The organism is Pseudomonas fluorescens, assembly GCF_902497855.1.
In the GTDB taxonomy this organism is placed as follows: Bacteria; Pseudomonadota; Gammaproteobacteria; order Pseudomonadales; family Pseudomonadaceae; genus Aquipseudomonas; species Aquipseudomonas fluorescens_BI.
This window is the reverse complement of the sequence record NZ_CABVHU010000001.1, coordinates 635,893-660,410: the sequence shown is the minus strand read 5'-3', so window position 1 is coordinate 660,410 and position 24,518 is coordinate 635,893. Positions and strand designations below refer to the sequence as shown.

Sequence of the window (24,518 nt, the reverse complement as noted above, 5' to 3'; positions counted from 1 at the left end):
AAGTCACCGAGCCTGATGAAGCCCACTTTGGAGCGCACTACGATGTCCAGCGATCCCTTGCTGCAACCCTATAAAATCAAGAATCTGACCCTCAGAAACCGGATCATGACCACCTCCCATGAACCGGCCTACCCTGTGGACGGCATGCCCAAGGATCTCTATCGCGCCTACCACGTGGAGCGCGCCAAAGCCGGTGTCGCCCTGACCATGACCGCCGGTTCCGCTGCCGTATCCCGAGACAGCCCGCCGGTGTTCAACAATGTGCTCGCCTACAAGGACGAAGTAGTCGGATGGTTAAAGGACCTGACCGATGAATGCCACGAACATGGCGCGGCAGTGATGATCCAGCTGACTCACCTGGGCCGTCGCACCCGCTGGGACAAGGCCGACTGGTTACCGGTGGTGTCGCCGTCACACCGTCGCGAGGCTTCGCACCGCTCCTTCCCGAAGAAAATGGAGGAATGGGACATCGAGCGGATCATCAAGGACTATGTAGACGCCGCGGAGCGCATGAAGGCGGCAGGTCTCGATGGTCTGGAGCTTCAGGCCTACGGGCATTTGATGGATCAGTTCTGGTCGCCGTTGACCAATGACCTCGACGGCCCTTACGGTGGCTCGCTGGAAAACCGCATGCGCTTTACCTTCGACGTCTTGCGTGGTATCCGCCAGCGGGTAGGCGAAGATTTTCTACTGGGAGTTCGCTACACCGGTGATGAAGAACTGCCCGGCGGCTTCACTGCCAGTGAGGGCATGCAGGTTTCTCACATGCTCAAGGACAGCGGACTGGTCGATTTCCTGAACGTCGTGCGCGGTCACATCGATACGGATGCAGGGCTGACCGATGTCATCCCGATTCAGGGTATGCGCAACTCGCCCCATCTCGACTTCGCTGGCGAGATCCGCTCGTCGACAGGCTTTCCGACCTTCCACGCCGCGAAGATTCCCGACGTGGCCACCGCGCGCTACGCGATCGCCTCGGGCAAAGTGGACATGGTGGGTATGACCCGCGCGCACATGACCGATCCGCACATCGTGCGCAAAATCATCGAGAAGCGCGAAGAAGACATTCGCCCGTGCGTGGGCGCCAACTATTGTCTGGATCGCATTTACCAGGGTGGCGCGGCCTACTGCATCCACAACGCAGCGACGGGTCGGGAAACCACCATGCCTCATGACATTCCCAAAGCCGCCGTCAAGCGCAAGGTGCTGGTGGTCGGTACCGGCCCTGCTGGGCTGGAAGCGGCGCGGGTCGCCGGTGAGCGCGGCCATGACGTGACGGTGCTTGAGGCGGCTGACCAACCTGGCGGGCAGATTCGTCTGACTGCGTTGAGCGAGCGTCGTCGCGAGATGATCAGCATCATTGATTGGCGCATGGCGCAATGCGAACGGCTGGGGGTGAAGTTTCACTTCAATACCTGGGCCGAAGCCGACACTGTGCAAGCCTTCGAGCCAGACGTGGTTATCGTAGCGACCGGCGGCCTGCCAGATACCGAGGTGCTCAGCAAAGGCAACGAACTGGTGGTTTCAACCTGGGACATCATTTCCGGTGACATCAAGCCCGGTCGCAACGTACTGATCTTCGACGATGCGGGGGATCATGCTGCCCTGCAGGCTGCCGAGGTCATCGCGCAAAGCGGTGCGAGAGTCGAAATCGTCACCCCTGACCGCTCGTTTGCACCTGAAGTCATGGCTATGAACCTGGTGCCCTACATGCGCAGCCTGCAGGATCTGGACGTCACCTTCACCGTCACCTACCGGGTCGATACAGTGGAAAAACGTGATGGCGGGCTCGTTGCAAGCTTTGGCAGCGATTACGGACAGGTTCACAAGCAGCGCGTGGTCGATCAGGTGGTCGTCAACCACGGCACTCTTCCCCTGGACGACTTGTACTTCGAGCTGCGTCCTCTTTCCACCAATGGTGGCGCGGTAGAACAGCATGACCTGATCGCCGGCACGGCGCAGAACATCGTCACCAATCCCGAAGGACGCTTCCAGCTGTTCCGGATCGGCGACGCCGTGTCTGCTCGCAACACCCACGCGGCCATCTACGACGCTTTGCGCCTGGTGAAAGAAATCTGAATCCGAACCTCCGTTCCTCTTGGAACGGAGGCTCGCCATGAACAAGAGGGGAACCATGTCAGCAGTGACCACCTGCCAATGGCAACCCTGCCAACGTTGGCAATGGCGTGACTGTAAATAATCTCAACCGTTTGACGCCTTCTGCAGTGAAGGCCCTTCAGCGGGCCCTCACTGTATATCCCCTGCCCTGGCTACATTCCCCGCCGCGCAACCTCAGCGCCTGCCTTTATTGCCCGCCCCACAATGGACTCGATGTTCTGATCGGCCATCGACTGCAGCGCTGCCGCCGTCACGCCACGGTAAGCCATCAACGACTCAATCATTTGCTGCGGATCGCGGCTGGCAAGCATCTGCCCGCCCCCCACCACTACGCCTTGTGCCGCGCGCTGCGCGATCGCAAGGGGAATTCCCGCAGCCACCGCCTGATTAGTCAGTGCCATTTGCAACATTGCCGGGAAGGCTGGCCCAGTCCCGGACAACGCGCTGAGGTAGTCAATACAGTCTTCATCAGGCACTTCGTCCGCCGAACCTACGCACTCGAACAGCCGCTGCACCCACTGGCGGTCGCGTTCAACAAGATTTCCGACACTGTACCAGGGCGTGAACGACTGCCTGATTTCCACCGCCGCATTCGGCATGGCCCGCACTATTACATCCGCACCGGTTGCCGCGCTGATGGCTGCCGCCGGAACTCCGGCCATCAGAGAAATCACTACCTTGCCGCGGGCGTTGATCAGTAGTTCGCGAAACTGCTCCGGCCGGATAGACAGCACGACAATATCGCTGAGGTCCACCAACTGCTGGTTGTCGGCCAGCAGTCTCACGCCTGGCTCGAAGGTACTGACCCCGGAGCGGTTCGAGATCAATAAACGGTCAGGCCCGATGAACCCGCTGTCGAGCAGCGCCTGCGCGATTGCGCGCCCGAGCCAACCGGTTCCCCCGATAATGCCCAGCGTTCTATTCTCCATCGGCGTTGGACTCCTCGAATGTTTCGACCAAGGGAACGAAAACGCCCGGTTCTTTTTCCGCGTAGCCGAACTTTCCATAAAAGCGGTCCAGCTCGCGCCGCTTCGGTACCTTGCCGGTAAACACGCTCACGTACTGAGGAATCCGTCGAAATCGTATGACGATATCTTCACTGGTTTTCATGGAGATGTAGCCGATCTGCGTGAGGTAAATCGTCCTGGCCCGAACATCGGCCCCCTCTGCGTCGTAGCCAAACCGTCGGAACATCGCGGCCAGCGCATTCATCCGCGTCTCATCGGCCAGAGCGATTTCAGCAGTAACCTCGTCCGATTGCAGCGCCCAACTGCGCACGGCAAATTCGAATTGCGAGTCGAACAGCTCAGGGTTCACCCAGCACTCGAAGACGTTGAGAATCGCTTCGGAAATACTTTCTGCGTAACTCTCGCATTGGCTGACCATGCCGCCGGTGTTCTTGTCGCGCCATCGAGCCAGGAGTGCCGCGAGCAGCTGCTCCCGATCTTCATAGAACCAGTAAAAGCTGGTACGAGACAAATTCAAGCGTTTGGCCAGCGGCATTACCCGCACAGCATCCACACCTGACTCTTTAAGGGCATCGTAGGCGGCGTCCAGCCAACCATCGACGGAGCCTCGCCAGCCTGCGTCCTGCGCTTTGGTTTTCGCCCTTCCTGTCTGTGACATTCGGGTTGCACCTTTAATTTGAAAATTCTTCTCCACTGTACACCCCTGGATCCGTGGCGTACACGGCATGTACACCATCGTACATTTTCGAGACGCTCATTCGTGAATCTATCGGGCAAGCGATCAATGGATCCATTGATCGCTTTTTGCCAGGATTTTATTTGACATTTTGAGCTGAAATCTACGTTAATGGATCCACTAAATAACAACAAATAGCCTTGGAGAATGTCCATGTACCCCAAGAACACCTGGTATGTCGCCTGCACGCCCGATGAAATCACCGACAAGCCACTGGGCCGTCAGATCTGTGGTGAGAAGATGGTTTTTTACCGCGGGCACGAAGGCAAGGTGGCCGCTGTCGAGGATTTTTGCCCCCATCGCGGCGCACCGCTGTCCCTTGGTTATGTGCAAAACGGCAATCTGGTCTGCGGCTATCACGGCCTGGTCATGGGGTGTGATGGCAAGACCGTGGAAATGCCCGGGCAACGGGTTCGCGGCTTTCCGTGCAACAAGACATTCGCCGTGGTTGAGCGCTATGGCTTTATCTGGGTCTGGCCCGGCGATCAGGCGTTGGCCGATCCGACGCTGATCCATCACCTCGAATGGGCGGTCAGCGACGAGTGGGCCTATGGCGGTGGCCTGTTCCACATTCAGTGCGACTACCGCCTGATGATCGACAACCTGATGGACCTGACTCATGAAACCTACGTTCATGCGTCCAGCATCGGCCAAAAGGAAATTGACGAAGCGCCGCCGCTGACCACGGTCGAAGGTGACGAAGTGGTCACCGCCCGCCATATGGAAAACATCATGGCACCGCCCTTCTGGCGCATGGCCCTGCGCGGCAACAATCTGGCTGACGATGTGCCGGTGGACCGCTGGCAGATCTGCCGCTTCACCCCGCCCAGCCATGTGCTGATTGAAGTCGGCGTGGCCCATGCCGGCAAAGGCGGTTATCACGCCGACCCGCAGTTCAAGGCGTCGAGCATCGTAGTCGACTTCATCACCCCGCAAACAGAGACCTCGATCTGGTACTTCTGGGGCATGGCGCGCAACTTCAATCCGCAGGATGAAGCCTTGACCGCGAGCATTCGCGAAGGTCAGGGCAAGATTTTCAGTGAGGACCTGGAGATGCTCGAGCGCCAGCAACAGAACTTGCTCGCCCACCCGGCGCGCAACCTGCTCAAGCTGAATATCGATGCTGGCGGCGTGCAATCGCGCAAGGTCCTGGAGCGCCTGATCGCCAAGGAACAGAGAGTCGAACCGCAGTTGATCGCCACCGCCACCGCCTGACCCGGGCACGGCACCTTGACGGTGCCGCGCTCCTCCCTTGCCTGCGCCCTTTACCGAATAACCAGAAGTGACCGCCAACGGCGGCAACGCTCCGAGGACTGAACATGATCGATGTGATGGTGGTATCCCGTAACAACGAAGCCCAGGACATCTGCAGCTTTGAACTGGCCAACGTCGATGGCCACCCACTGCCGGCCTTCAGCGCCGGCGCGCATATCGACGTGCACCTGCCCGACGGGCTGATCCGCCAATATTCCCTGTGCAATCACCCCGAGGAACGGCATCGCTACCTGATCGGCGTCCTCAAGGACCCGGCGTCCCGGGGCGGCTCCCGGAGCCTGCACGAACAGATCCACAGTGGCGCACACCTGCGCATCAGCGAACCGCGCAACCTGTTCCCCCTGGCCCACCAGGCACGTCGCAGCCTGTTGTTCGCCGGCGGTATCGGAATTACCCCGATCCTGTGCATGGCCGAGCGCCTGGCCCATGCCGGCGCCGACTTCGAGCTGCATTATTGCGCCCGCTCCAGCGAGCGCGCGGCCTTTGTCCAGCGCCTGCGTGACGCGCCCTTCGCCGACCGGGTATTTCTGCATTTCGATGAGCAAGCGCACACCGCCCTGGATGCCGCCAAGGTCCTGGCGACGCCGGAAGACAACGTGCATCTGTATGTCTGCGGGCCTGGAGGCTTCATGCAGCATGTGCTGGATAGCGCCCGGGCCCAAGGCTGGCAGGAAGACTGCCTGCACCGCGAATACTTCGCCGCCGCGCCGCTGGACAGCAGCAACGACGGCAGTTTTTCGGTCAAGGTCGGCAGCAGTGGCCAGATCTTCGAGGTGCCGGCCGACAAGACCGTGGTCCAGGTCCTGGAAAGCCACGGCATCGAGATCGCGATGTCCTGCGAGCAAGGGATCTGCGGCACCTGCCTGACCCGCGTGCTGGAAGGCGTGCCAGAGCACCGCGACCTGTTCCTCACCGAAGATGAACAGGCCCTCAACGACCAGTTCACGCCCTGCTGCTCACGCTCGAAAACGCCGCTGCTGGTGCTGGATATCTGACGCGATTCACTCCGTGCGCAGGATCACCTTCATGCGCTCATCCGCCGCCGCGGAGCTGAAGATCTCGGCATAGCGCAAGGTCGCATTGGCGTGCTCACGCATGATCGCTTCGGCCCGCGCGCCCTGGCGATTGACCAGGGCGTCGAACACCGAATGGTGTTGCATGTGGGCGTAGTTGAAGCGTCGGTATTCCCGAACCATGTCGTCGCGGTCCACTGCCAGGGCTGTCACCGAAGCGAAGGGCAAATGATCGTTGCGCGCCAGTGCGTCGGCAATTGCCGGGTTATGGCTGCCTTCGACGATCACCTCATGAAATCGCATGTTGAGGTCGTGATAGACCTCCAGGTCCTCTACGGTTACGTACCCCTTGTCAAACAGCTGATCACCCTGCAACAGGCACAGCTCAAGGGTCGCTCGGGCTTCGTCCGACAACCCTCGCTCGGCGGTCTGGCGCGCCGCAAGGCCTTCAAGCACACCCCGCACTTCAACCGCACCGGCAATGTCATTGGGACTGACCGAGCGCACCTGAAATCCGCGCCCGCCAAAGCGCACCAGCAAGCCTTCCTGCTCCAGCGTGCGGAACGCCATGCGCACCGGCATCCGTGACACACCGAACAGCTGCGCCGTGGGAATTTCCATCAAGCGTTCACCCGCCGCCAATTCGCCGGAGGCGATCATCTTGCGCAGCGCAACCAGCACCAATTGACCGGGCTTACTCATCCAGGCGGCTTCCAGAAAACGTGGGCCGCCATAGTACCGCAAGCCTTAACCCTGTAGGAGCCGGCTTGCCGGCGATAGCGATCTCAAAGACAGCCCCTACAGTGACAGCGGGTAGCTGACGATCAACCGGGTCTGGTCGAAGTCGCTGTTGAAGCTGCGGCGATTAGTGGCGTTGTTCAGCCGCACGCTGAGGTTCTTAAAGCTGCCACTCTGGAAGGTATAGCTCACCTCAGTATCACGCTCCCACTCCTTGCCGTTACTGCCAACCCTGGTAGTGGCGTTATCACCATGGCCGTAACGCACCATCGCCAACAGCCCGGGAACACCCATCGCGACGAAGTTGTAGTCATAGCGCGCCTGCCAGGAGCGCTCGTCGGCGTTGCTGAAGTTACCGTTGAACATATCGTTGCCCAGGGTCCGGCCACTGCTGCCGTAAACGGACATCCACGGGCTGTCGCCACTTCCAACTGCGAATGCCAGGCCCCGACCAGGGTTCGCTGCTGGTTGAAGCGATATTCGGCACCCGCGTAATTGAACCCATCGGAGGTTACCCCCGGAGCCGCCCAGGCCGAGAGATCCTCCATGTCTGAAGAGTTGTGCAGGCTCACCGAGCGGTATTGCCCGGCCTTTAGCCCCAGCCCTTCGATTTCCCGTGAGTCGAGCATGGCCCCGCGGAAGGTCTGGGGCAGCAGCCGGCCATCGTCGTAACGCAGCACAGGGATATCCGGCAGCAATTCTCCGACCTTCAATTCGGTGGCAGAAATGCGCATTTTCAGCGCCATGCCGACCCGCCCGAAGTTATCCGCTGCCTGCCCGTCGTCCTGCACCGGCAGCAACTCCGAACCACTGGCCACCCGGCTGCTGTCGAGCTTGACGCCGAACATGGCGATACCGTCCAGACCGAAGCCGACGGTACCCGGGGTGTAGCCGGAATTGAACTTGAGAATAAAGCCCTGGGCCCACTCTTCGACCTGGCTCTTGGCCGCTCCCGGATCGCGAAAATCCCGATTGAAGTAATAGTTGCGCAACAGCAGATCGGTCTTCGCGTTCTCGAAAAAGCCGGCGTCTTCAGCCCAGGCCGGCAGGCCGACGCCCAGGGTCAGCGAGGCCGCAGCCATCGAGCGCGCAAGGATGCAGCAAGGGGTGTTCATTATTATTGTTCTCCGCTTTTCACAGGCGCAGCCGCTCCCCGACAGGCCGTTCAGGGCCCGTCCATCTTTGGCTGCGAAAATGCCCGGCGCGGCCGGGCGTCAATCAGTCGGTCAAGGCATCGGAAGGGGTATTGGCGCGCGAGTGCTGCACGCCAGGGTCAGGCGCTGGCCAGCGCCGGTCGGGCCTCGACCTTGGGCAACTTGAGCAGCAACAGGCAGCCGGCGGCCATCACGAAGACGCTGGCAAAAACTCCATACAGATGCAGTGGTTGCCAGCCGCCATCGAGCAGGAAGCCGGCCACGGTCGGCGAGAGAATCGCGCCGATGCGCCCGATACCGATACCCCAGCCGACCCCGGTGGCGCGCACCGAGGCGTCATAGACCACGGGCGACAGCGCATAGAGCCCGGCGACGCAGCCGTTGGAGAACAGTCCGATCAGCAAGCCGAGCCCCAGGGCCGCGGCAATCGAGGAGCCTGAGCCAACGAACAGCACCAGCAAGCCGGCAGTGATCAGCATGAACAGCGACAATACCCGGGTCAGCGGCCAGCGTGAGGCCAGGCCGCCGATCAGGGCCGCGCCGAAGATCCCGCCGACGCTCAGCAGCACCCCGCCAGTAATCCCCTGCTGCGCCGACAAGCCGGCGGCAACCAGCAGTTTCGGGGTCCAGCTCATGACGAAGTAGAAGCCGAACATCACCAGGAAAAACAGCAGCCAGATCAGCAAGGTGGTGTGGCGCATGGCCGGCGCCAGGAGCTGGCCGAAACCACTGGCAGCACCGGGCTCCTTGAGCACCGGCGCCGGCATTTGCGCCAGCGCCGGTTGTCCCAGGCCCCGGGCCAGGCGATTGATCCGGGCCAGGGCATTGGCCGGGCGGCGGGCGAGCAGAAAGTCCAGTGATTCCGGCAGCCACAGCAGCACCAGTGGAATTACCAGCAAGGTCACCACGCCGCCAAACAGGAACACCGAGCGCCAGCCCCAGTGGGTCAGCAGCCACACCGCCAGCAAGCCGCCGAGGGTCGCGCCCAGGGCATAGCCGGTGGATTGCAGGCTGACCGCCAGGCCGCGCCAGCGCTTGCTGGCGTACTCGCTGGCAATCACGTTGCTGCTGGCCAGGATGCCGCCGATGCCCAGGCCGGTGAAGCCACGCAACAAGGCCAGCTGCACGGGAGTCTGGCTCAGGGCCGAGAGCAGCATGCCAAGGCCGGAAAGCCCGAGGCAGAAGAGGATCAACGGGCGCCGGCCAAAGCGGTCGGCCCAGGGTGCGATAAACAACGAACCGGCGGCCATGCCGAACAGTCCGGCGCTGAGCAGCAAGCCGATCTGTGCCCCGCTCAGGCTCCATTCGGCCGATACCGAGGCGGCGGTAAATGCCATTACCAGCACGTCGAAACCGTCAATCATGTTCAGCACAATGCAGACGGCGATCGCCAGGTATTGAAAGGAGGTCATGGGGCCGCTATCCACGCGGCTCTTCAGATCGAGGCTCATGACAGGACCTTCGCGCGATGAACCCACAGTGATGGAAGAGCAGACAGCAGCGTGCACACACACAGGCGGCGGACGGAACCCGGGCAGTTCCGCGCCCTTGATAAGCCATTCATGACGAAACCCTTCTTGTAGTTTTTATCGGAATGGTCAGGAGGGCTCCTGCCATTGCCAGGGCGCTAATTAACCCGCTAATGGATCCATAGGCAATAGGCTTTGAGTGTTGATTGTCCTGAAAACCGTTCCAGGCCGAAGAAAAACTCTCAGGACATTATTATTTACTGCTTAAATATCAATGCCTTACATCCTTAATTCACCTCAAATATTTCCGTTCGATTATCGACCATCCACAAGCGTCCTCGTCCCTCTGAGTACGACCATTGATCAGAGTCGACCAATGGATCCATTATCTCCTATCAGACAAACGCCAAGGCTGCCTGTGCCCCCTCTATCGCTGCCAGATGCTGCGCCACTCGGGACGGCAAGTAGTTGAAAAAGAACCCGGCGCTTTGCAACTTGCCGGCGCGCAACGGATCCTCTTCCGGCAGCGCCCTGGAGACCCGCGCCGCTCGCGCCCAGGCGAGGGCCAGCAAGGTCATGCCGCACAACTGAAGAAAATCCCCGGCGGCCCGATAGGGATATTCGCTGTCCTCCCCTGACCGTTCACGTATGTCGTCGACCACCGCCGCCAACGCGTCGCACAGACTGCCAAGGGCGACGGCGAAACCTGCGCATTCGGTCCATTTACCGCCCTGCCTGGCCTCGTCGCGCAGTTGTGTCAACAACAGGGCGAACGCGCGGCCCTGATCCCCCAGGACCTGGCGCAGCAGCAGGTCGTTGGCCTGAATCTCGTTGCTGCCCTCGTAGATCATGGCGATGCGGCTGTCACGCAGCGTCTGCTCGATGGCGAACTCGGCGACGTAGCCGTAACCACCGAAGACTTGCAAGGCGTTGCTCGCCTGACGAAACCCCTGCTCGGTGAAAAAGGCCTTGATGATCGGCGTCAACAACTGCGCCAGTTGCCCGGCCTGCTGCCGCGTCTGTGGGTCCGGGTCATGCTCGGCCTGATCCAGTAAATGGGCGGCCCAGTAGCCGATGGCCCGCAAGCCTTCGCTGGTGGTGCGCAGCTCCAGTAACACCCGGCGCATGGCCGGGTGATAACTGATCGGGTCGGCGGCTTGGGCCGTCACGCCTTCCGGTCGCAGCGGCGCGCGCATCTGCAAGCGTTCGGCACCATACTCACGGGCGTTCTGCCAGGCCGCCTCGACATGCCCCAGGCCTTGCAGGCCGACATGCAGGCGCGCCGAGTTCATCATCACGAACATGGCCGCCAGGCCCCGGTTGGCCTCGCCGATCAGCCAGCCCTGGGCGCTTTCGAACACCAGGGAGCAGGTGGCGCTGCCCTTGATGCCCATCTTGTGTTCGATGCCGTCACAGCGCACGCCGTTGGCCTGGCCAGTGTCCAGTCGCTTGGGCACCAGGAACAGGGAAACACCGCGACTGCCCAACGGCGCACCCGGCAAGCGCGCCAGCACCAGGTGCAGGATATTGCCCGTGAGATCGTGCTCGCCACCGGAGATAAACAGCTTGTTGCCGTGCAGGCGATAGCTGCCATCGTCCTGGGGCTTGGCGCGACAGCGCAGCAGCCCGACATCGCTGCCGGCCTGGGGCTCGGTCAGGCACATGGTGGGCAAGGCCTGGCCGCTGACGATGTCAGGCAAGTAGCGCTCCTGCAACCAGGGCGCGCCGTGGTGCTTGAGGCACAGGTAGGCGCCGTGCGAGATGCCGGTGTACATGGCCCAGGCGTGGTTGCTGGCGTAGAGCATCTCTTGCAGCGCCGCATCGAGCAGTTGCGGCAGGCCTTGCCCGCCCAATGCTTCGGCACAGGCCAGCGCAGGCCAGCCGCCGTCGACATACGCTCGGTAGGCGTCGGCAAAGCCGTCCGGGGTGCTGACCTGCCCCGCCGCCCAGCGACAGCCTTGGCGATCGCCGCTGCCGTTCAACGGTGCCAGCACGCCTTGGCTGAAACGTCCCGCCTCTTCCAGCACCTGTACCGCCAGGGGCAGATCCAGCCCTTCGAATGCCGGGCTGCGGAGCCACGCCATGGGCGCCTGCAGCCAGTGTTCGAGCACAAATTGCATATCGCGCAGGGGCGCCTGATAGCTCCACATGGGAAACCTCATCGGAGAGAAAAAGAGTCGCCCGCCTCGCTGGACGGGCCGATATTGCCTCAGGCGCGGTACGCCGGGTTCTCGATCAGCAACGCCATGCCCTGCCCGCCGCCCACACACGCAGCGGCAATCCCGTAACGCAAATTGTGCTGGCGTAATTGCCGGGCCAGGCTCATGACCAGGCGCAGGCCGGTAGCGGCCAGGGGATGCCCCAGCGCCAGGGAACCGCCCTGAACGTTGAGCCGGGCACTGTCCAGTTCCAGTTCCCGGGCCACCGCCAGCACCTGGGCCGCCTGGGCTTCGTTGATCTCGAAACGGTCGATGTCGCCCAGGTTCAGCCCACTGCGTTGCAGCAGCAGGCGGATCGCCGGCGCCGGGCCGATACCCATGAACTCTGGCGCCACGCCAACCACCGCACTGGCCAGCAACCGAGCCAGGGCCGGGCGCGCGCAAGCCGAGGCCCGCCCCACCAACGCCGCCGCCGCGCCATCGACCACCGCGCAACTGTTACCGGCGGTTTGTACGCCGCCGGCGTGCATCGCTCGCAGGCGGGCCAGGGCCGGTAAGTCGGTGGGCCGTGGATGGCTGTCCTCGGTGACGGCACTGGCCCGGCGCGGCAGGTTGATGCCGCGCGACTGATAGCCCTCCAATTCAAACAGCTGGTTATCCACGGCGACGATTTCCCCGACCCAGGCCCCTGCGCGCTGCGCCAGCAAGGCCCGCTGATGGCTGTCGCAGGCATAGCGGTCTACCGCCTCGCGGCTCAGCTCATAGCGCCGCGCCAGGTTGTCGGCGGTGGCGATCATGTCCAGTCCGGGGGCCGGGTCGTACAGGGCCTCCCAGAGAAAATCCTTGAACTCGACCCCGCCACCAAGACGAAACCCGCCCCGGTGGGTATAGGCGGCAATCGGGTTGCGCGACATCGATTCACTGGCCACGCACAAGGCCAGTTGCACCTCGTCGCGCAGTTGTTCAGCGGCTTGGCGCAACAGCTCGAAGCCGGTGCCGCAGATGCGCTGCACTCCCAGCGCCGGGACCGATTGCGCCACGCCGCTGTACAACCCGATATGCCGTGGCAGCAGGTAGGCATCGAAGCTGGCCTGGGCCATGGAGCCGGCCAGCACGCTGTCCACCGCCAGCGGGTCGATGCCGGCACGGGCCAGCACTTCACGGCCGACCTTGATCCCCAGGTCGATCGGCGAAACCTGGGCCAGGGCCCCGCCGAGGTCGACCCAAGGGGTGCGCACGGCGTCGAAAATCGCCGCATCGGCAAAGGCCGAGTATTGCCCGGCGCTACTCACGGCTTGGGCCCGGCGCGCAGGATCGTCGAGTCTTCGCCGCGATACAGCGCCTCGACCCTGGCTGCACGCCATTGCAATACCGCGCGCTGATTGATCGAGCCTTTGTCGGTGATTTCCCCACGGTCGATGGAGGCCGGCTCGTCGAGCAAGGCAATCCATTCCAGGCGACTGGCATTACCTGTGGCCTCGCGATTGAGCCGCTGCAACCAGTCGCCGAACCATTGGCGTACCGGCTCGCTGTCCAACACTTGGGCGTCGCTCGCTTGGGCGCCCAGGCCCGCCAGCCGCCGGCATTCGTACAGCCGTGGAAACACAAGGGCTCCCAGGCATTCGCGGTCCGGCGCGGCAATCACCAGGTCCTGGACATAGGGCGAGCCCTCGAGCACCGCGCGATTGCGCAGCGGCCCGACACTGACAAAGACCCCGGACGACAGTTTGAAATCCTCGGCGATGCGCCCGTCGAACATCAGCCCCAGTTGCGGGTCACGCGGGTCGGCGAGCTTGAGCGCGTCGCCCGAGCAGTAGAAGCCCTGGGCGTCGAAGACCTCGGCGGTCTGCTGCGGTGCGCGCCAGTAGCCGGGCATGATGTGCGGCCCGCGAAAGCGTCCTTCGAGTTTACCGTCCACCGGCACCAGGCGTACTTCGCAACCCGGTGCCGGCAGGCCGATGTAGCCGGCCATGGACAGAGGCCCGGTGGTAAAGGTGCAGGACGGCGAAGCCTCGGTCATGCCGAGCCCGGCCATCATCCGGATGCGTTCGCCGCAGTGCTGCTCGGCGACCCGGTCGAGGCGGTCCCAGAGACTTTGCGAGAGCCCGGCGGCAGCGAAGAAAAACAGGCTCATGCGCTTGAAAAAACACGCCCGCAGCTCGGCGTCCTGCTCCAGGGCATTGACCAGCTCTTCCCAGCCCTTGGGTACGGTCAGGTAAGCGGTGGGCGATACCTCTTTGAGGTTACGCAGCGTTTCGGTAAAGCCCAGGGCGGTGGGCTTGCCGTCGTCCAGGTAAAAGGTGCCGCCGTTGTACAACACGATGCCAACGTTGTGGCTGCCGCCGAAGGTATGATTCCACGGTAGCCAGTCCACCAGCACCGGTGGTTCTTCGCCGAACACCGGGAAGGTCTGCAACAGCATCTGTTGGTTGGCGCAGAGCATGCGCTGGGTGGTGATCACCGCCTTCGGCAATTTGGTCGAGCCCGAGGTAAACAGAAACTTGGCGATGCTGTCCGGGCCGGTGGCGGCAAAGGCAGCGTCGGCCTCGGCGCCGCCGGGCTGTTCGAGCAGGGTGGCAAAGCTCGTCTGGCTGCGTCCCGGCACCTGGCCCCGCACGGTGATCAGCGGCGTGTCAGGCGGCAGTACGGCGTCGATGGCGCGCTGGTAAGCGCCGGCATCGCTGACAAACACCAGGCCCGGCTGCAACAGGTCGCAGACATGGCGCAGCTTGGCAAAGTCCTGGGACAGCAGCGAATAGGCCGGCGACACCGGGCAGTAGGGAATCCCGGCGTACATCGCGCCCAAGGCCAGTTGCAGGTGTTCGATGTCATTGCCCGAGAACAGCGCCAGGGGCTTGTCGGCCGACAGCCCGTAACTCAGCAGGCCCTGGGCGATGGCCCGCACGCTGTCGAGCATTTCGGCATAGCTGACTCGGCGCCATTCGCCGCCGGGCTGGCGCGCGGCAATAAAGGTCTGCTCGGGGCGCACCTGGGCCCAATGCACCAGACGATCGAGCAGCCGCGAAGGCAGCTCGGCGAGTGGCTCCAGGGAGCGCATATGCAACACGCCCTGTACTTCACTGACCTCGACCGATGGCCGGCCGATGGACACTTGGCGGTAACGCGACGGGTTGGCCACGGGTTGGGATGGTGCTCTGAATTCGGAACTCACGTACGTGTCCTCCATCAAGGCACGCCTGCGCCGCGCACGCAGGGCGACGGGCAGCAAGCATGGCAGCCGGTGGCTGCGCGGCCTTGTTATTGTTATGCCTGGCCTGCACACGGGCGGCGGACTCCAAGGAGCCTGCGCCCGTGGCGACGGATCAGATCGGGTAGTGCCGTGGACCGTTCTGCAAGGTGACCCAACGCAATTGGGTGAAGTGTTCGATCGAGGCTTTGCCGCCAAAACTGCCGTAGCCGCTGGACTTGACCCCGCCAAACGGCATTTGCGCTTCATCGTGCACAGTCGGGCCGTTGATGTGGCAGATGCCCGACTCGACCCGTTGCGCCAGGGCCAGGGCGCGGCCAGTGTCACGGCTGAAAATCGCCGCCGACAGGCCGAACTCGGAATCGTTGGCCAGACGCAGCAGCTCTTCATCGCCCTCACCGCGCAGCAACACAGCCACCGGACCGAAGGATTCCTCGCGGTACAGGCGCATTTGCTCGGTGATGCCATCAAGCAGGGTCGGCTGCAAAATGCTGCCGTCCAGTTGCCCGCCGACCACCAGCCGGGCGCCCTTGCCCAGGGCATCGTCGATCAGCGACTTGATCCGCGTACCGGCACTGGCATCGACCAGGGAGCCGAGCACTGAGTCTTCAGCAGCCGGATCACCGGCACGCAGGGTCACGACCTTGGCCGCCAGCTTGGCGACAAAGGCATCGGCGACCTTGATGTCGACGATCAGGCGCTCGGTGGACATGCAGATCTGCCCCTGATTGAAATAGGCGCCGAAGGCTGCCGCATCGACTGCCGCATCCAGGTCGGCGTCATCCAGCACCAGCAACGGCGCCTTGCCCCCCAGTTCCAGTAACGCTGGCTTGAGGTAGCGCGCCGAGAGCTCGCCGACAATCCGCCCGACATGGGTCGAGCCGGTGAAGTTGACGCGCCGCACCGCCGGGTTCGCGATCAAGCGTTCGACAATGGCGGCGGCATCGGCCGGGGCATTGCTGATGACATTGACCACGCCATCGCCCAGGCCGGCGTCCTGCAAAACCTGGCCGATCAGGCGGTGCGCCGCCGGGCTCAGTTCCGAGGCCTTGAGCACTACGGTATTGCCGCAGGCCAGGGGCATGGCGATGGCGCGGGTGGCGAGAATCACCGGAGCGTTCCACGGGGCGATGCCCAGCACCACGCCGCAGGGTTGGCGCAGGGCCATGGCAAAACTGCCAGGCACATCCGAGGGGATCACTTCGCCGTTGATCTGGGTGGTCATCGACGCCGCTTCACGCAGCATATTGGCCGCCAGACGCACATTGAAGCCATACCAGTTGGCCATGGCCCCGGTCTCGCCGGCTGCGGCAATAAACTCGGCGCTGCGCGCCTGCAATTGCTCAGCCGCGTTGAGCAAGCGCGTACGTCGTTCATTGGGGGCCAGGGCGGCCCAGGCGGGGAACGCCGCCTGGGCCGCGGCTACTGCGGCGTCGGCATCTTCCAGAGTCGCGGCGGCAACCCGCGACACCACTTCACCGGTCACCGGATTACGGCGTTCGAAGGTTCGACCGTCGCCGGCGGAGCACGACTGGCCGCCGATCAACAGGGGCACGTCCAGCATGGTGATTCCTCTTTCTTGTCTTTATCGGGAATGCATTCGAGGGGTGCAACAGTAGCGTCGCCGTGGGCAACGAACAGCAGGATGGACCCCGCTGTTCGTCCCGGCGGGCTTCAGCGTTTATACGCCTGCAGACCGGGCTTGATGCTCTTGTCGTCGAGGAATTGCTTCATGCCCTGCTCGCGACCGCCTTCGGTGTCGAGCAAGCGCGACTGATCGAGCTTGGCGTAGAGGTAATCCTCATTCTGCTCCCAGGTCAGTTCGCGGCAACGCTTGAAGCCATGCTTGGCTGCGCGCAGCACCACCGGGTTTTTCTCCAACAGGTTACGCGCCAGTTCGACCGTCACTTCACGCAATTGCGCCAGGGGTACGCTCTCGTTGACCAGGCCCATCTCGGCAGCTTTCTGCCCACCAAAGGTCTTGCCGGTCATGATGTAGTACAGCGACTGGCGATGGCCCACGGTGTCGGCCATGGCCTTGCTCACCAGATTGCCCGGCGGAATGCCCCAGTTGATTTCCGAGAGGCCGAAGGTCGCTTCGTCGGCGCAGATCGCCAGGTCACAGGCCACCAGCGGGCTGAATCCACCACCAAAGCACCAGCCGTTGACCATGGCGATGGTCGGCTTGGCATACATGCGCAGCAGTTTCCACTGCCATTGCGAGGCTTCGCGACGGATTTTTTCCTGGAGGATTTCCGGGCCGGCGTCCACTTCGCGAAAGTATTCCTTGAGGTCCATGCCGGCGGTCCAGGCTTCGCCGGCACCGGTCAGCACCAGCACGCCCGCGTCCGGATCCTGCTCCAGGGTTTCCAGAACGTCGATCATCTCGCGGTTCAGGGTCGGGCTCATGGCGTTGCGTTTTTCCGGGCGGTTGAGGATGACCCATGCGATGCCTTCCTCGATTTCCACTTTGACCGTTGTCCAGCGACCTTCGTAATTGCTCATGGCGATGCTCTCTTGTTCTTGGCTTGACGATGGGTAAAAGCTAAACCGGCAAATTAGTTATGTCAATTAACTATTAACAGAATTAACCAAATATTTTTCACCACCGAGGTGTTCCAAAAGACCCCGTATCAGGCTTCTGCCGTAGCTATTCCTGGCCAACCTCGTCAAACTAGATATCTTTATTAACCTGCAACCCGAGGGATTTCCCTGCAATGGCCAAGTCGTCCAAACATGTCGCAGCTCCCGAAGCCTTGGCCGACGACGTCGAAACTCAGGCGCCGATGGACTCCGCATTGGACGAGCTGATCGGTTACGCCATGCGCCGTGCCCAGCTGAAACTGTTCCAGAATCTGATCAGCCGACTGTCGACCCACGATTTGCGGCCTGCGCAGTTCTCGGCACTGGCAATCATCGAGCGGCACCCTGGGCTGATGCAGTCCGACCTGGCCAAGGCCCTGGCCATTGAGCCGCCCCAAGTGGTGCCGCTGCTCAACAAGCTCGAAGAGCGCGCGCTCGCGGTACGGGTACGCTGCAAACCGGACAAACGCTCCTATGGAATATTCCTCAGCAAGACCGGCGAGACGCTGCTCAAGGAGCTGAAGCTGATCGCTGCCGAGAGCGACAGGGATGCCACCTCAGCCCTCGACAGCCAGGAACGCGAAGAACTGCTCAGGCTGCTGAAAAAGGTCTATCAAGCCTGAAACGCCGATGCCAGCGCATTCCTGGGGAACGGCTGGCCTTATGGCTGTAAAAGGCTCACCAGATCGGCACGGTGTAGAGCACCAGAAAGCGGGTCTGGTTTTCATCGCGAAACGCCGCGCCGGCGGGGAAGTCGTTGCGATAGATCGACTTGCGTGCCATCAGCCCGACATTCTTCAGCGGGCCACTCTGGATCACATACCCAAGCTCCATCTGGAACTCCCGCTCCTTGCGGTCGTCGGCATTCAACGCCGCCAGTTCGATATGGTCACCGCGCACATAACGCAGGCGGCTCTTCAGGCCGGGCACCCCGGCGGCAGCGAAGTCATAGTCGTAGATCGCCTGCCAGGTTCGCTCCCTGGCATTGAGAAAATCCGAACTCATGGTCAGCTCGCTCATGCCCATCAACTCGGTGCCTGACACATAGGGCGTCGCCGTGTCGCCACTGGCGTGCATATAGCCAAGGCTCAGACGATGGCCGCCGACGCGATAGCCGAACAGCGCCGACAGGTTGCGGTTGTCCACTTTACCGGCCTTCGCGCTGCCGTCTTCATCGCTGAAAAAACTGCGTACATCGCTGGTCAGCGTGCCCTCACCCACCTGCAGCGTGTGCAGCAACGCCAGGGTGTTCTGCTGATACAGGTCCGCCACTTCGGCGTGATACACGCGCAGGCTGAGGTCCTTGTTCACCTGGTAATCGCCGCCGACATAGGCCATGTGCGATGAGGTGGCCGCGCCGTTGAAACGCCCGTTTGGCGAAGCGATGCTCATCGGCTGGTAGTCGGTGGAATCACGCTTGTTGATGCGATCGATATAGCCGGTGTTGACGGTCAGTCCGTCGATGTCCTTTGAGCTGAGCGTGGTGCCGCGAAAAGTCTGCGGCAGCAGCCGCGACGGGCTGGCGAAAGCGAATGGCAGGAAGATCGACACGTCGCCGGTCTTCACCGTGGTCTGGGCAACACGCATCTTGGCAGTCATGGCCAGGCGCGAATACTCGTCCGCCGCGCGCTTGTCGCTGCTGGACACCGGCAGCAACTCAGTGCCGCTACGGTCCGGTGCCGAATCCAGCTTGACCCCCATCAACCCACGGGCGTCCAGGCCGAAGCCGACACTCCCCGGGGTAAAGCCCGACTCCACATTCATGATGAAACCCTGAGCCCATTCCCGGGCCGCGGTTTTCGCTCCGTCGTCCTTGTAATCCCGATCCAGGTAGTAATTGCGCAAGGTCAAGGTGCCGTGACTGTCATCGATGAAGCCGTCAGCCAGCGCCGATGGCGCAATCAAACTCAGGCCCAGCAAGGCCAGGTGGCGTACGCGAACAGGTAAGGTTGAATCCGCCACAAGGGCGTCCCAAGGAAGGTCTGGCATGTTCGATGTCCACTTATTGTTGTTGTTTTTTGAATGGGATCGTTGGGTTATCCCGCAGATCTGCGGCCAGAGAATGGAAACAGCCGGACGTGGCGTCAATCGTGAGTGACCGATAAACGAACATTAATATTATTATCTATTTTTTCGATGTACCTTTATCGCAATGCTATCTAACTGATTTTATGGAATTTAATTGTGTTTTTCAGCAAAAAATCTTGGACATTCATTTTTTAGTTATCTTTGTTAATCTTATTTCAGGCCTGTCACCGCCTCGGGGGAACAGGCTCGCGCTCATCCGTCAGCACTCCCACAAAAACAATAATGAGGTTCGCCATGGACATCCCATCACGTCGTACGACGCTGACCATTGCCCTGTGTTTTATCGTTGCATTGATCGAAGGTTTCGACCTGCAAGCTGCCGGTACCGCCGCCGCGGGCCTGCGCCAGACCTTTACCCTGGACCCGAAATCGATGGGCTGGGTGTTCAGCGCCGGAATCATCGGTTTGCTGCCGGGCGCCTTTTTCGGTGGCTGGATTGCCGATCGAATCGGCCGCAAGAAAATCCTCATTGCAGCGGTGCTGCTGTTCGGCGTGTTCTCCCTCAGCACCGCTTACGTCAGCAGTTTCTCAACCCTGCTCCTGGCGCGCTTCATGACCGGCCTGGGCTTGGGCGCCGCCCTGCCCAACCTGATCGCTCTGTGTGCCGAAGCCGTGGGTGAACAACGTCGTGGCACCGCGATCAGCATCATGTATGCCGGCGTGCCGCTGGGTGGCGCACTGGCGGCGGTGGTCGCCATGCTCTTCACCGAACATTGGCAGACGACCTTCATCATCGGCGGGCTCGCGCCCTTGCTGGTGGTGCCGCTGATGATCCTGCTACTGCCCGAGTCCAGCGCCTTTCGCCAGCAACAAGGCACTGTCACCGAGCCCCGCGCTTCAACCGGCCAGGCATTGTTCGGCGAAGGCCGGGCTCGCGTCACCCTGGCGTTGTGGCTGAGCTACTTCTTCACCCTGACCGTGATGTACATGTTGCTCAACTGGCTGCCATCACTGCTGCTGGAACAAGGTTTCAGCAAAGCCGAGGCTGGCCTGGTGCAGATGCTGTTCAACCTTGGTGGCGCCCTCGGCTCGCTACTTGGTGGGGTGCTGCTGGATCGCTGCAACGGCGTCAAGGTGGTGCTGTACGTATATGCCGGATTGCTGGCGGCGCTGGCCGGGGTCGGCCTGTCGGTGGGCATTGTCCCCATGGCCGTCGCCGGGTTTTGCGCTGGGTTGTTTGTGATGGCCGCGCAACTGGTGCTTTACGCCCTGGCACCCCCGTCGTACCCGACTTCGGTGCGTGCCACCGGCGTCGGTGCCGCGGTGGCTGTCGGTCGCCTGGGGTCGGTCGCCGGTCCCTTGGCCGCAGGGCAGATTCTGGCGGCCGGGGCCGGGACCACTGGGGTGTTGTTGGCGACTTCACCGGGGTTGGTGATTGCAGCACTGACCATCATCAGCGTGATTGTCCGATCGGCCCCGCAGACTGTGCCCGAACTGAGGACGGCGAACCCGGTCGCGGACAAACCCTGAAAAACTGCTCTCGCAGGGTGCTGATACCAGGCGTAGGATCGATACGATGACTGCTAATCACGCGTCGCTGGGAGGTGACTTCCAACCAATCTGCACTCACGCGCAAACGCAAGACATATACCACTGCACTGTAAGGCCGCGCGCCCCTTCGCAGTACAAGGGCCGTGTTCTCACAACAACAAAAGCGAGGTGAAAACATGTCTGGTAATCGTGGTGTCGTGTATCTCGGCGCAGGCAAGGTCGAGGTGCAGACCATCCCCTATCCGAAAATGGAAGACCCGCGCGGCAAGCGCATCGACCATGGCGTGATCCTGCGCGTGGTTTCAACCAATATCTGCGGCTCCGACCAGCATATGGTGCGTGGTCGGACCACGGCCCAGGTCGGGCTGGTGCTTGGCCATGAGATTACTGGTGAGGTGATCGAGAAGGGCCGTGACGTGGAAAACGTGCAGATCGGTGACCTGGTCTCGGTGCCGTTCAACGTCGCCTGCGGCCGTTGTCGCAGTTGCAAGGAACAGCACACCGGCGTTTGCCTGACGGTCAACCCGGCGCGCCCCGGCGGTGCCTATGGCTATGTGGACATGGGTGACTGGGTTGGCGGCCAAGCCGAATACGTGCTGGTGCCGTATGCCGACTTCAACCTGCTTAAGCTGCCCGACCGCGACAAGGCCATGGAGAAAATCCGCGACCTGACCTGCCTCTCCGATATCCTGCCGACCGGCTACCACGGCGCGGTGACCGCCGGCGTCGGCCCTGGCAGCACAGTGTATATCGCCGGTGCCGGTCCAGTCGGACTGGCTGCTGCCGCCTCTGCCCGTCTGCTGGGTGCGGCGGTGGTAATAATCGGCGACGTCAATCCGCTGCGTCTGGCGCATGCCAAGGCCCAGGGCTTCGAGATCGCCGACCTGACTCAGGACACTCCGCTGCACGAGCAAATCGCCGATCTGCTCGGTGAGCCGGAAGTCGATTGTGCGGTCGATGCCGTCGGCTTCGAAGCCCGTGGCCACGGCCATGACGGCGCGCAGCACGAGGCCCCGGCCGAAGTGCTCAACGCGCTGATGGGCGTGGTGCGGGTCGCCGGCAATATCGGGATCCCCGGTCTGTATGTCACCGAAGACCCGGGCGCGGTCAACAAAGCCGCCAAGCATGGCAGCCTGAAAATCCGTTTCGGCCTTGGCTGGGCCAAGTCCCACAGCTTCCACACCGGCCAGACCCCGACAATGAAGTACAACCGTCAGCTGATGCAGGCGATCATGTGGGACCGGATCAACATTGCCGAGGTCGTCGGCGTGCAGGTGATCAGCCTGGACGACGCACCGCGCGGTTACCACGAGTTCGATGCCGGGGTGCCGAAGAAATTCGTCATGGACCCGCACAAGCTGTTTAGCGCCGCCTGAGGAGCAGGTTGGGAAAAGGGCAACTTTGAGCTGCCCTTTTTTATGGCCGTGCTCATCCAGGAAACCAGCCACACATTGATTACTACAGACACTCAGGTACGTTCACGCCTTCGCTTTAATCGCATACAGCCCCCCAACAATCACCAACGCTGCGCCGACAACCACCCAGGTATTCGGGCGCTCGGCAAAAACGATCACACCAATCAAAGTGGCGAACACCAGAAGCGCATAGTTGAAAGGCTGCAGGGTAGCAGCAGTTGCGTATTTCAGTGCTTGAATGAACAGAATCTGAGCGACTACGCCCGTCAATGACAGGATCCCCATCAAGAGGCCCTGGACCGGAGTCGGAGAAACCCATGCGGGTAGCCCCGCAAATGTGACCGTCAGGGCACCCACACTTGCCATAAAGAGCATGTTCGTAGCAAAGGAGTCGTGCTGGCTAATCCGGCGCGTCAGTACGTTGAACACCGCGAACGCCAAAGCAGCCAGCAGGGGAATCAGCGCCGCGACTTCAAAAATGCCTGCGCCAGGCCGAAGGATGATCAGTGTCCCGGTGAACCCTATGGCGGCGGCAATCCAGCGCCGCAGACCTATGAACTCCCCAAGCACGGCCCCCGCCAATGCAAGTGCCATGAGTGGAAATACGGCATAGAGCGCATGCATTTCGGCCAGGCCCAAATATCGTAGCCCCACTGCAAACAGTATGGTTTCACCCACGGCTAACAACGCTCGAATGATCTGGAGCCAAGGGTGCTTACTGCGCAATGACTCTTTGCCCCTACCTTGGTAGGCGGCATATCCGAGAGCAAAAACGACAAACACCCAATAACGCACCATGACCAGTTGGGCGACCGGAAAGTCGTTGACAAGCACCTTGGTTATTCCGTCCTGGCTCGCAAAGATAAGCATTGAAAGCAGGCATAAAAAAATCCCGAGTTGGGGCCTTGCGACCCCAGGACTAGCGGCAACGGTGGGCGCAGTATTTTTTGCGGTGTGGTACCCAGTTGTTATTTGATCTCGTCGTTCGATCACTTTACGCCTCGCTTCTTTACACTGACGAACGCAGCCTTTGTGCAAACCACGGTTGAATCTGCGTTTGCGAAGAATCAACCGCTGGCGCCGTGACCGTACTGTTTATGCGAGCTGGAACCCGTGCGCCAAAGGGTCTTTGTCATCGACGAAAATAGTGTTGTGACCTATCACCTCAGCCCAGCCGCTGACACTTGGATTCATGCCGTCGAAGGTTCCGACCTTTACCGACGCCTCCACCTTTCCTTCGTAGATTGTACCGATCAGACTTTCGAGTCGATAAACGTCCCCGACGCTCAGCCGACCCTTTGCGAAGAGCTGAGCCATCCGGGCCGAGGTACCGGTACCGCCGGGAGAACGATCAATAGCTTTATCACCGTAGAACACGGCACAGCGTCCATGCACGGTTCTGCTCTGTGGTTTGTCACACCAGATGATGTGATGAACACCACTGATTCTGCTGTTCTCTGGATGCACTGGGTCACAAATGGCCGAGAGCGCTGCGCGTAGCTTCTGGCTCAACCCCACGATGTCAGCCGTCGTCTGCCCTTCGAATCCAGTCCAGCACTCCTGTGGTTCAACCACCGCGTAGAAATTCCCGCCGTAGGCGATGTCCACCGTAAATGTTCCAACGCCAGGTACTTCCACCACCACGTCGGCGCTGTGCAGGTAGCTGGCTACGTTGAACAAGCGAATCGACTCAACAAATTCCCCGCCCAGGGTGTATTCGACATCGACCCGTCCTGCCGGTGTTTCAATCGCTAGTTTTCCCGGCTCGCGAGGTGTCACCAAGCCCTCTTCAATGACCACGGTCGATAATCCGATGGTGCCCGCTCCACACATCGGCAGGCAGCCGCTGACTTCGATAAACAATGCACCGAAGTCGCAGTCATCACGTACCGATGGATAGATGATGACGCCAGACATGATGTCGTGCCCCCGGGGCTCGAACATCAATGCGGTGCGCACCCAGTCGTGGTCACGCACGAAAATATCGCGCCGCTCTGCCATCGATACGGAAGGCATCAGCGGTGCCCCGCCCGCTACGACCCGAACCGGGTTGCCGCACGCGTGCGAATCAATGCAAAAAAAGCTGCGTCTCATACTGAAGCC

Annotated in this window: 18 protein-coding genes and 1 pseudogene; 6 read left to right on the top strand and 13 right to left on the bottom strand. The window is 61.6% G+C overall.

From position 1 onward, the window contains the following. Window positions 1–42: 42 nt before the first annotated feature. Window positions 43–2,079 (top strand): NADH:flavin oxidoreductase, encoded by a 2,037-nt coding sequence (locus F8N96_RS03060; RefSeq protein WP_150796504.1) that lies wholly within the window; start codon window positions 43–45, stop codon window positions 2,077–2,079. Between the two features lie 191 nt (window positions 2,080–2,270). Here the strand turns inward: F8N96_RS03060 and F8N96_RS03055 are convergent, their stop codons facing one another. Together F8N96_RS03055 and F8N96_RS03050 are read right to left on the bottom strand one after the other, a co-directional pair. Next, window positions 2,271–3,047, bottom strand: coding sequence for a pyrroline-5-carboxylate reductase family protein (locus F8N96_RS03055; protein WP_150796503.1), 777 nt, complete (start codon window positions 3,045–3,047; stop codon window positions 2,271–2,273). Continuing rightward, on the bottom strand, window positions 3,037–3,744 hold the full coding sequence (locus F8N96_RS03050; protein WP_150796866.1) for a TetR/AcrR family transcriptional regulator: 708 nt from the start codon (window positions 3,742–3,744) through the stop codon (window positions 3,037–3,039). Before F8N96_RS03050 ends, F8N96_RS03055 begins: the two co-directional genes overlap by 11 nt. A 231-nt stretch (window positions 3,745–3,975) precedes the next feature. Between F8N96_RS03050 and F8N96_RS03045 the strand changes: the two genes are divergently transcribed. Both F8N96_RS03045 and F8N96_RS03040 read left to right on the top strand, forming a co-directional pair. After that, window positions 3,976–5,037: an aromatic ring-hydroxylating oxygenase subunit alpha gene (locus tag F8N96_RS03045; RefSeq protein ID WP_150796502.1), complete on the top strand. Its 1,062-nt coding sequence runs from the start codon at window positions 3,976–3,978 to the stop codon at window positions 5,035–5,037. A 104-nt stretch (window positions 5,038–5,141) separates the two neighbouring features. Then, the gene (locus tag F8N96_RS03040; RefSeq protein WP_150796501.1) at window positions 5,142–6,092 is read left to right on the top strand and encodes a PDR/VanB family oxidoreductase; all 951 of its coding nucleotides are present in this window, start codon (window positions 5,142–5,144) and stop codon (window positions 6,090–6,092) included. Between the two features lie 6 nt (window positions 6,093–6,098). Here the strand turns inward: F8N96_RS03040 and F8N96_RS03035 are convergent, their stop codons facing one another. From F8N96_RS03035 to F8N96_RS03000, 8 genes and pseudogenes are all read right to left on the bottom strand, one after another. Then, window positions 6,099–6,812 carry a GntR family transcriptional regulator gene (locus tag F8N96_RS03035; RefSeq protein WP_150767298.1) on the bottom strand — a complete coding sequence of 238 codons (714 nt, stop codon included), beginning with the start codon at window positions 6,810–6,812 and terminating at the stop codon, window positions 6,099–6,101. Window positions 6,813–6,908: 96 nt separating this feature from the next. Then, window positions 6,909–7,963 (bottom strand): annotated as a pseudogene (locus F8N96_RS03030) (OprD family porin). Between the two features lie 158 nt (window positions 7,964–8,121). After that, window positions 8,122–9,453 (bottom strand): MFS transporter, encoded by a 1,332-nt coding sequence (locus tag F8N96_RS03025; protein ID WP_150796500.1) that lies wholly within the window; start codon window positions 9,451–9,453, stop codon window positions 8,122–8,124. Window positions 9,454–9,866: 413 nt separating this feature from the next. Beyond that, complete coding sequence (locus F8N96_RS03020; protein WP_150796499.1) at window positions 9,867–11,621, bottom strand: acyl-CoA dehydrogenase family protein; 1,755 nt, start codon at window positions 11,619–11,621, stop codon at window positions 9,867–9,869. 59 nt (window positions 11,622–11,680) lie between these two features. Next, window positions 11,681–12,922 carry a thiolase family protein gene (locus F8N96_RS03015; protein WP_150767301.1) on the bottom strand — a complete coding sequence of 414 codons (1,242 nt, stop codon included), beginning with the start codon at window positions 12,920–12,922 and terminating at the stop codon, window positions 11,681–11,683. Continuing rightward, window positions 12,919–14,802 (bottom strand): feruloyl-CoA synthase, encoded by a 1,884-nt coding sequence (locus F8N96_RS03010; protein WP_150796498.1) that lies wholly within the window; start codon window positions 14,800–14,802, stop codon window positions 12,919–12,921. The genes F8N96_RS03015 and F8N96_RS03010 overlap by 4 nt, the downstream gene beginning before the upstream one ends. A 151-nt stretch (window positions 14,803–14,953) precedes the next feature. Then, entirely contained in the window at window positions 14,954–16,402 is a 1,449-nt protein-coding gene (locus F8N96_RS03005) for an aldehyde dehydrogenase (protein ID WP_150796497.1), read from the bottom strand. Window positions 16,403–16,512: 110 nt separating this feature from the next. After that, window positions 16,513–17,343, bottom strand: coding sequence for a p-hydroxycinnamoyl CoA hydratase/lyase (locus tag F8N96_RS03000; RefSeq protein ID WP_138965462.1), 831 nt, complete (start codon window positions 17,341–17,343; stop codon window positions 16,513–16,515). 212 nt (window positions 17,344–17,555) lie between these two features. Between F8N96_RS03000 and F8N96_RS02995 the strand changes: the two genes are divergently transcribed. Beyond that, entirely contained in the window at window positions 17,556–18,044 is a 489-nt protein-coding gene (locus F8N96_RS02995; protein WP_150796496.1) for a MarR family winged helix-turn-helix transcriptional regulator, read from the top strand. 55 nt (window positions 18,045–18,099) lie between these two features. Here F8N96_RS02995 and F8N96_RS02990 read toward each other — a convergent pair whose 3' ends face one another. After that, a complete protein-coding gene (locus F8N96_RS02990) occupies window positions 18,100–19,410 on the bottom strand; it encodes an OprD family porin (RefSeq protein ID WP_150796495.1) in 1,311 nt (436 codons plus the stop codon). 333 nt (window positions 19,411–19,743) lie between these two features. On the opposite strand from F8N96_RS02990, the gene mhpT reads away from it, so the two are divergent. Both mhpT and fdhA read left to right on the top strand, forming a co-directional pair. Then, complete coding sequence (mhpT, locus tag F8N96_RS02985; protein ID WP_150796494.1) at window positions 19,744–20,979, top strand: 3-(3-hydroxy-phenyl)propionate transporter MhpT; 1,236 nt, start codon at window positions 19,744–19,746, stop codon at window positions 20,977–20,979. 197 nt (window positions 20,980–21,176) lie between these two features. Continuing rightward, complete coding sequence (gene fdhA, locus F8N96_RS02980) at window positions 21,177–22,376, top strand: formaldehyde dehydrogenase, glutathione-independent (RefSeq protein WP_150796493.1); 1,200 nt, start codon at window positions 21,177–21,179, stop codon at window positions 22,374–22,376. A gap of 102 nt (window positions 22,377–22,478) precedes the next feature. Here the strand turns inward: fdhA and F8N96_RS02975 are convergent, their stop codons facing one another. Together F8N96_RS02975 and F8N96_RS02970 are read right to left on the bottom strand one after the other, a co-directional pair. After that, window positions 22,479–23,408, bottom strand: a complete 930-nt coding sequence (locus F8N96_RS02975; RefSeq protein WP_224789488.1) for a DMT family transporter — start codon at window positions 23,406–23,408, stop codon at window positions 22,479–22,481. A gap of 102 nt (window positions 23,409–23,510) precedes the next feature. Further along, the gene (locus F8N96_RS02970; RefSeq protein WP_150767307.1) at window positions 23,511–24,509 is read right to left on the bottom strand and encodes a 4-hydroxyproline epimerase; all 999 of its coding nucleotides are present in this window, start codon (window positions 24,507–24,509) and stop codon (window positions 23,511–23,513) included. Between the last annotated feature and the right edge of the window lie 9 nt (window positions 24,510–24,518).

Bases quoted from the DNA above. Each gene is read 5' to 3' on its own strand.
- F8N96_RS03060 (WP_150796504.1), top strand. From the start codon at position 43: ATGTCCAGCGATCCCTTGCTGCAACCCTATAAAATCAAGAATCTGACC.
- F8N96_RS03055 (WP_150796503.1), bottom strand. From the start codon at position 3,047: ATGGAGAATAGAACGCTGGGCATTATCGGGGGAACCGGTTGGCTCGGG.
- F8N96_RS03050 (WP_150796866.1), bottom strand. From the start codon at position 3,744: ATGTCACAGACAGGAAGGGCGAAAACCAAAGCGCAGGACGCAGGCTGG.
- F8N96_RS03045 (WP_150796502.1), top strand. From the start codon at position 3,976: ATGTACCCCAAGAACACCTGGTATGTCGCCTGCACGCCCGATGAAATC.
- F8N96_RS03040 (WP_150796501.1), top strand. From the start codon at position 5,142: ATGATCGATGTGATGGTGGTATCCCGTAACAACGAAGCCCAGGACATC.
- F8N96_RS03035 (WP_150767298.1), bottom strand. From the start codon at position 6,812: ATGAGTAAGCCCGGTCAATTGGTGCTGGTTGCGCTGCGCAAGATGATC.
- F8N96_RS03025 (WP_150796500.1), bottom strand. From the start codon at position 9,453: ATGAGCCTCGATCTGAAGAGCCGCGTGGATAGCGGCCCCATGACCTCC.
- F8N96_RS03020 (WP_150796499.1), bottom strand. From the start codon at position 11,621: ATGTGGAGCTATCAGGCGCCCCTGCGCGATATGCAATTTGTGCTCGAA.
- F8N96_RS03005 (WP_150796497.1), bottom strand. From the start codon at position 16,402: ATGCTGGACGTGCCCCTGTTGATCGGCGGCCAGTCGTGCTCCGCCGGC.
- F8N96_RS03000 (WP_138965462.1), bottom strand. From the start codon at position 17,343: ATGAGCAATTACGAAGGTCGCTGGACAACGGTCAAAGTGGAAATCGAG.
- F8N96_RS02995 (WP_150796496.1), top strand. From the start codon at position 17,556: ATGGCCAAGTCGTCCAAACATGTCGCAGCTCCCGAAGCCTTGGCCGAC.
- F8N96_RS02990 (WP_150796495.1), bottom strand. From the start codon at position 19,410: ATGCCAGACCTTCCTTGGGACGCCCTTGTGGCGGATTCAACCTTACCT.
- mhpT (WP_150796494.1), top strand. From the start codon at position 19,744: ATGGACATCCCATCACGTCGTACGACGCTGACCATTGCCCTGTGTTTT.
- fdhA (WP_150796493.1), top strand. From the start codon at position 21,177: ATGTCTGGTAATCGTGGTGTCGTGTATCTCGGCGCAGGCAAGGTCGAG.
- F8N96_RS02970 (WP_150767307.1), bottom strand. From the start codon at position 24,509: ATGAGACGCAGCTTTTTTTGCATTGATTCGCACGCGTGCGGCAACCCG.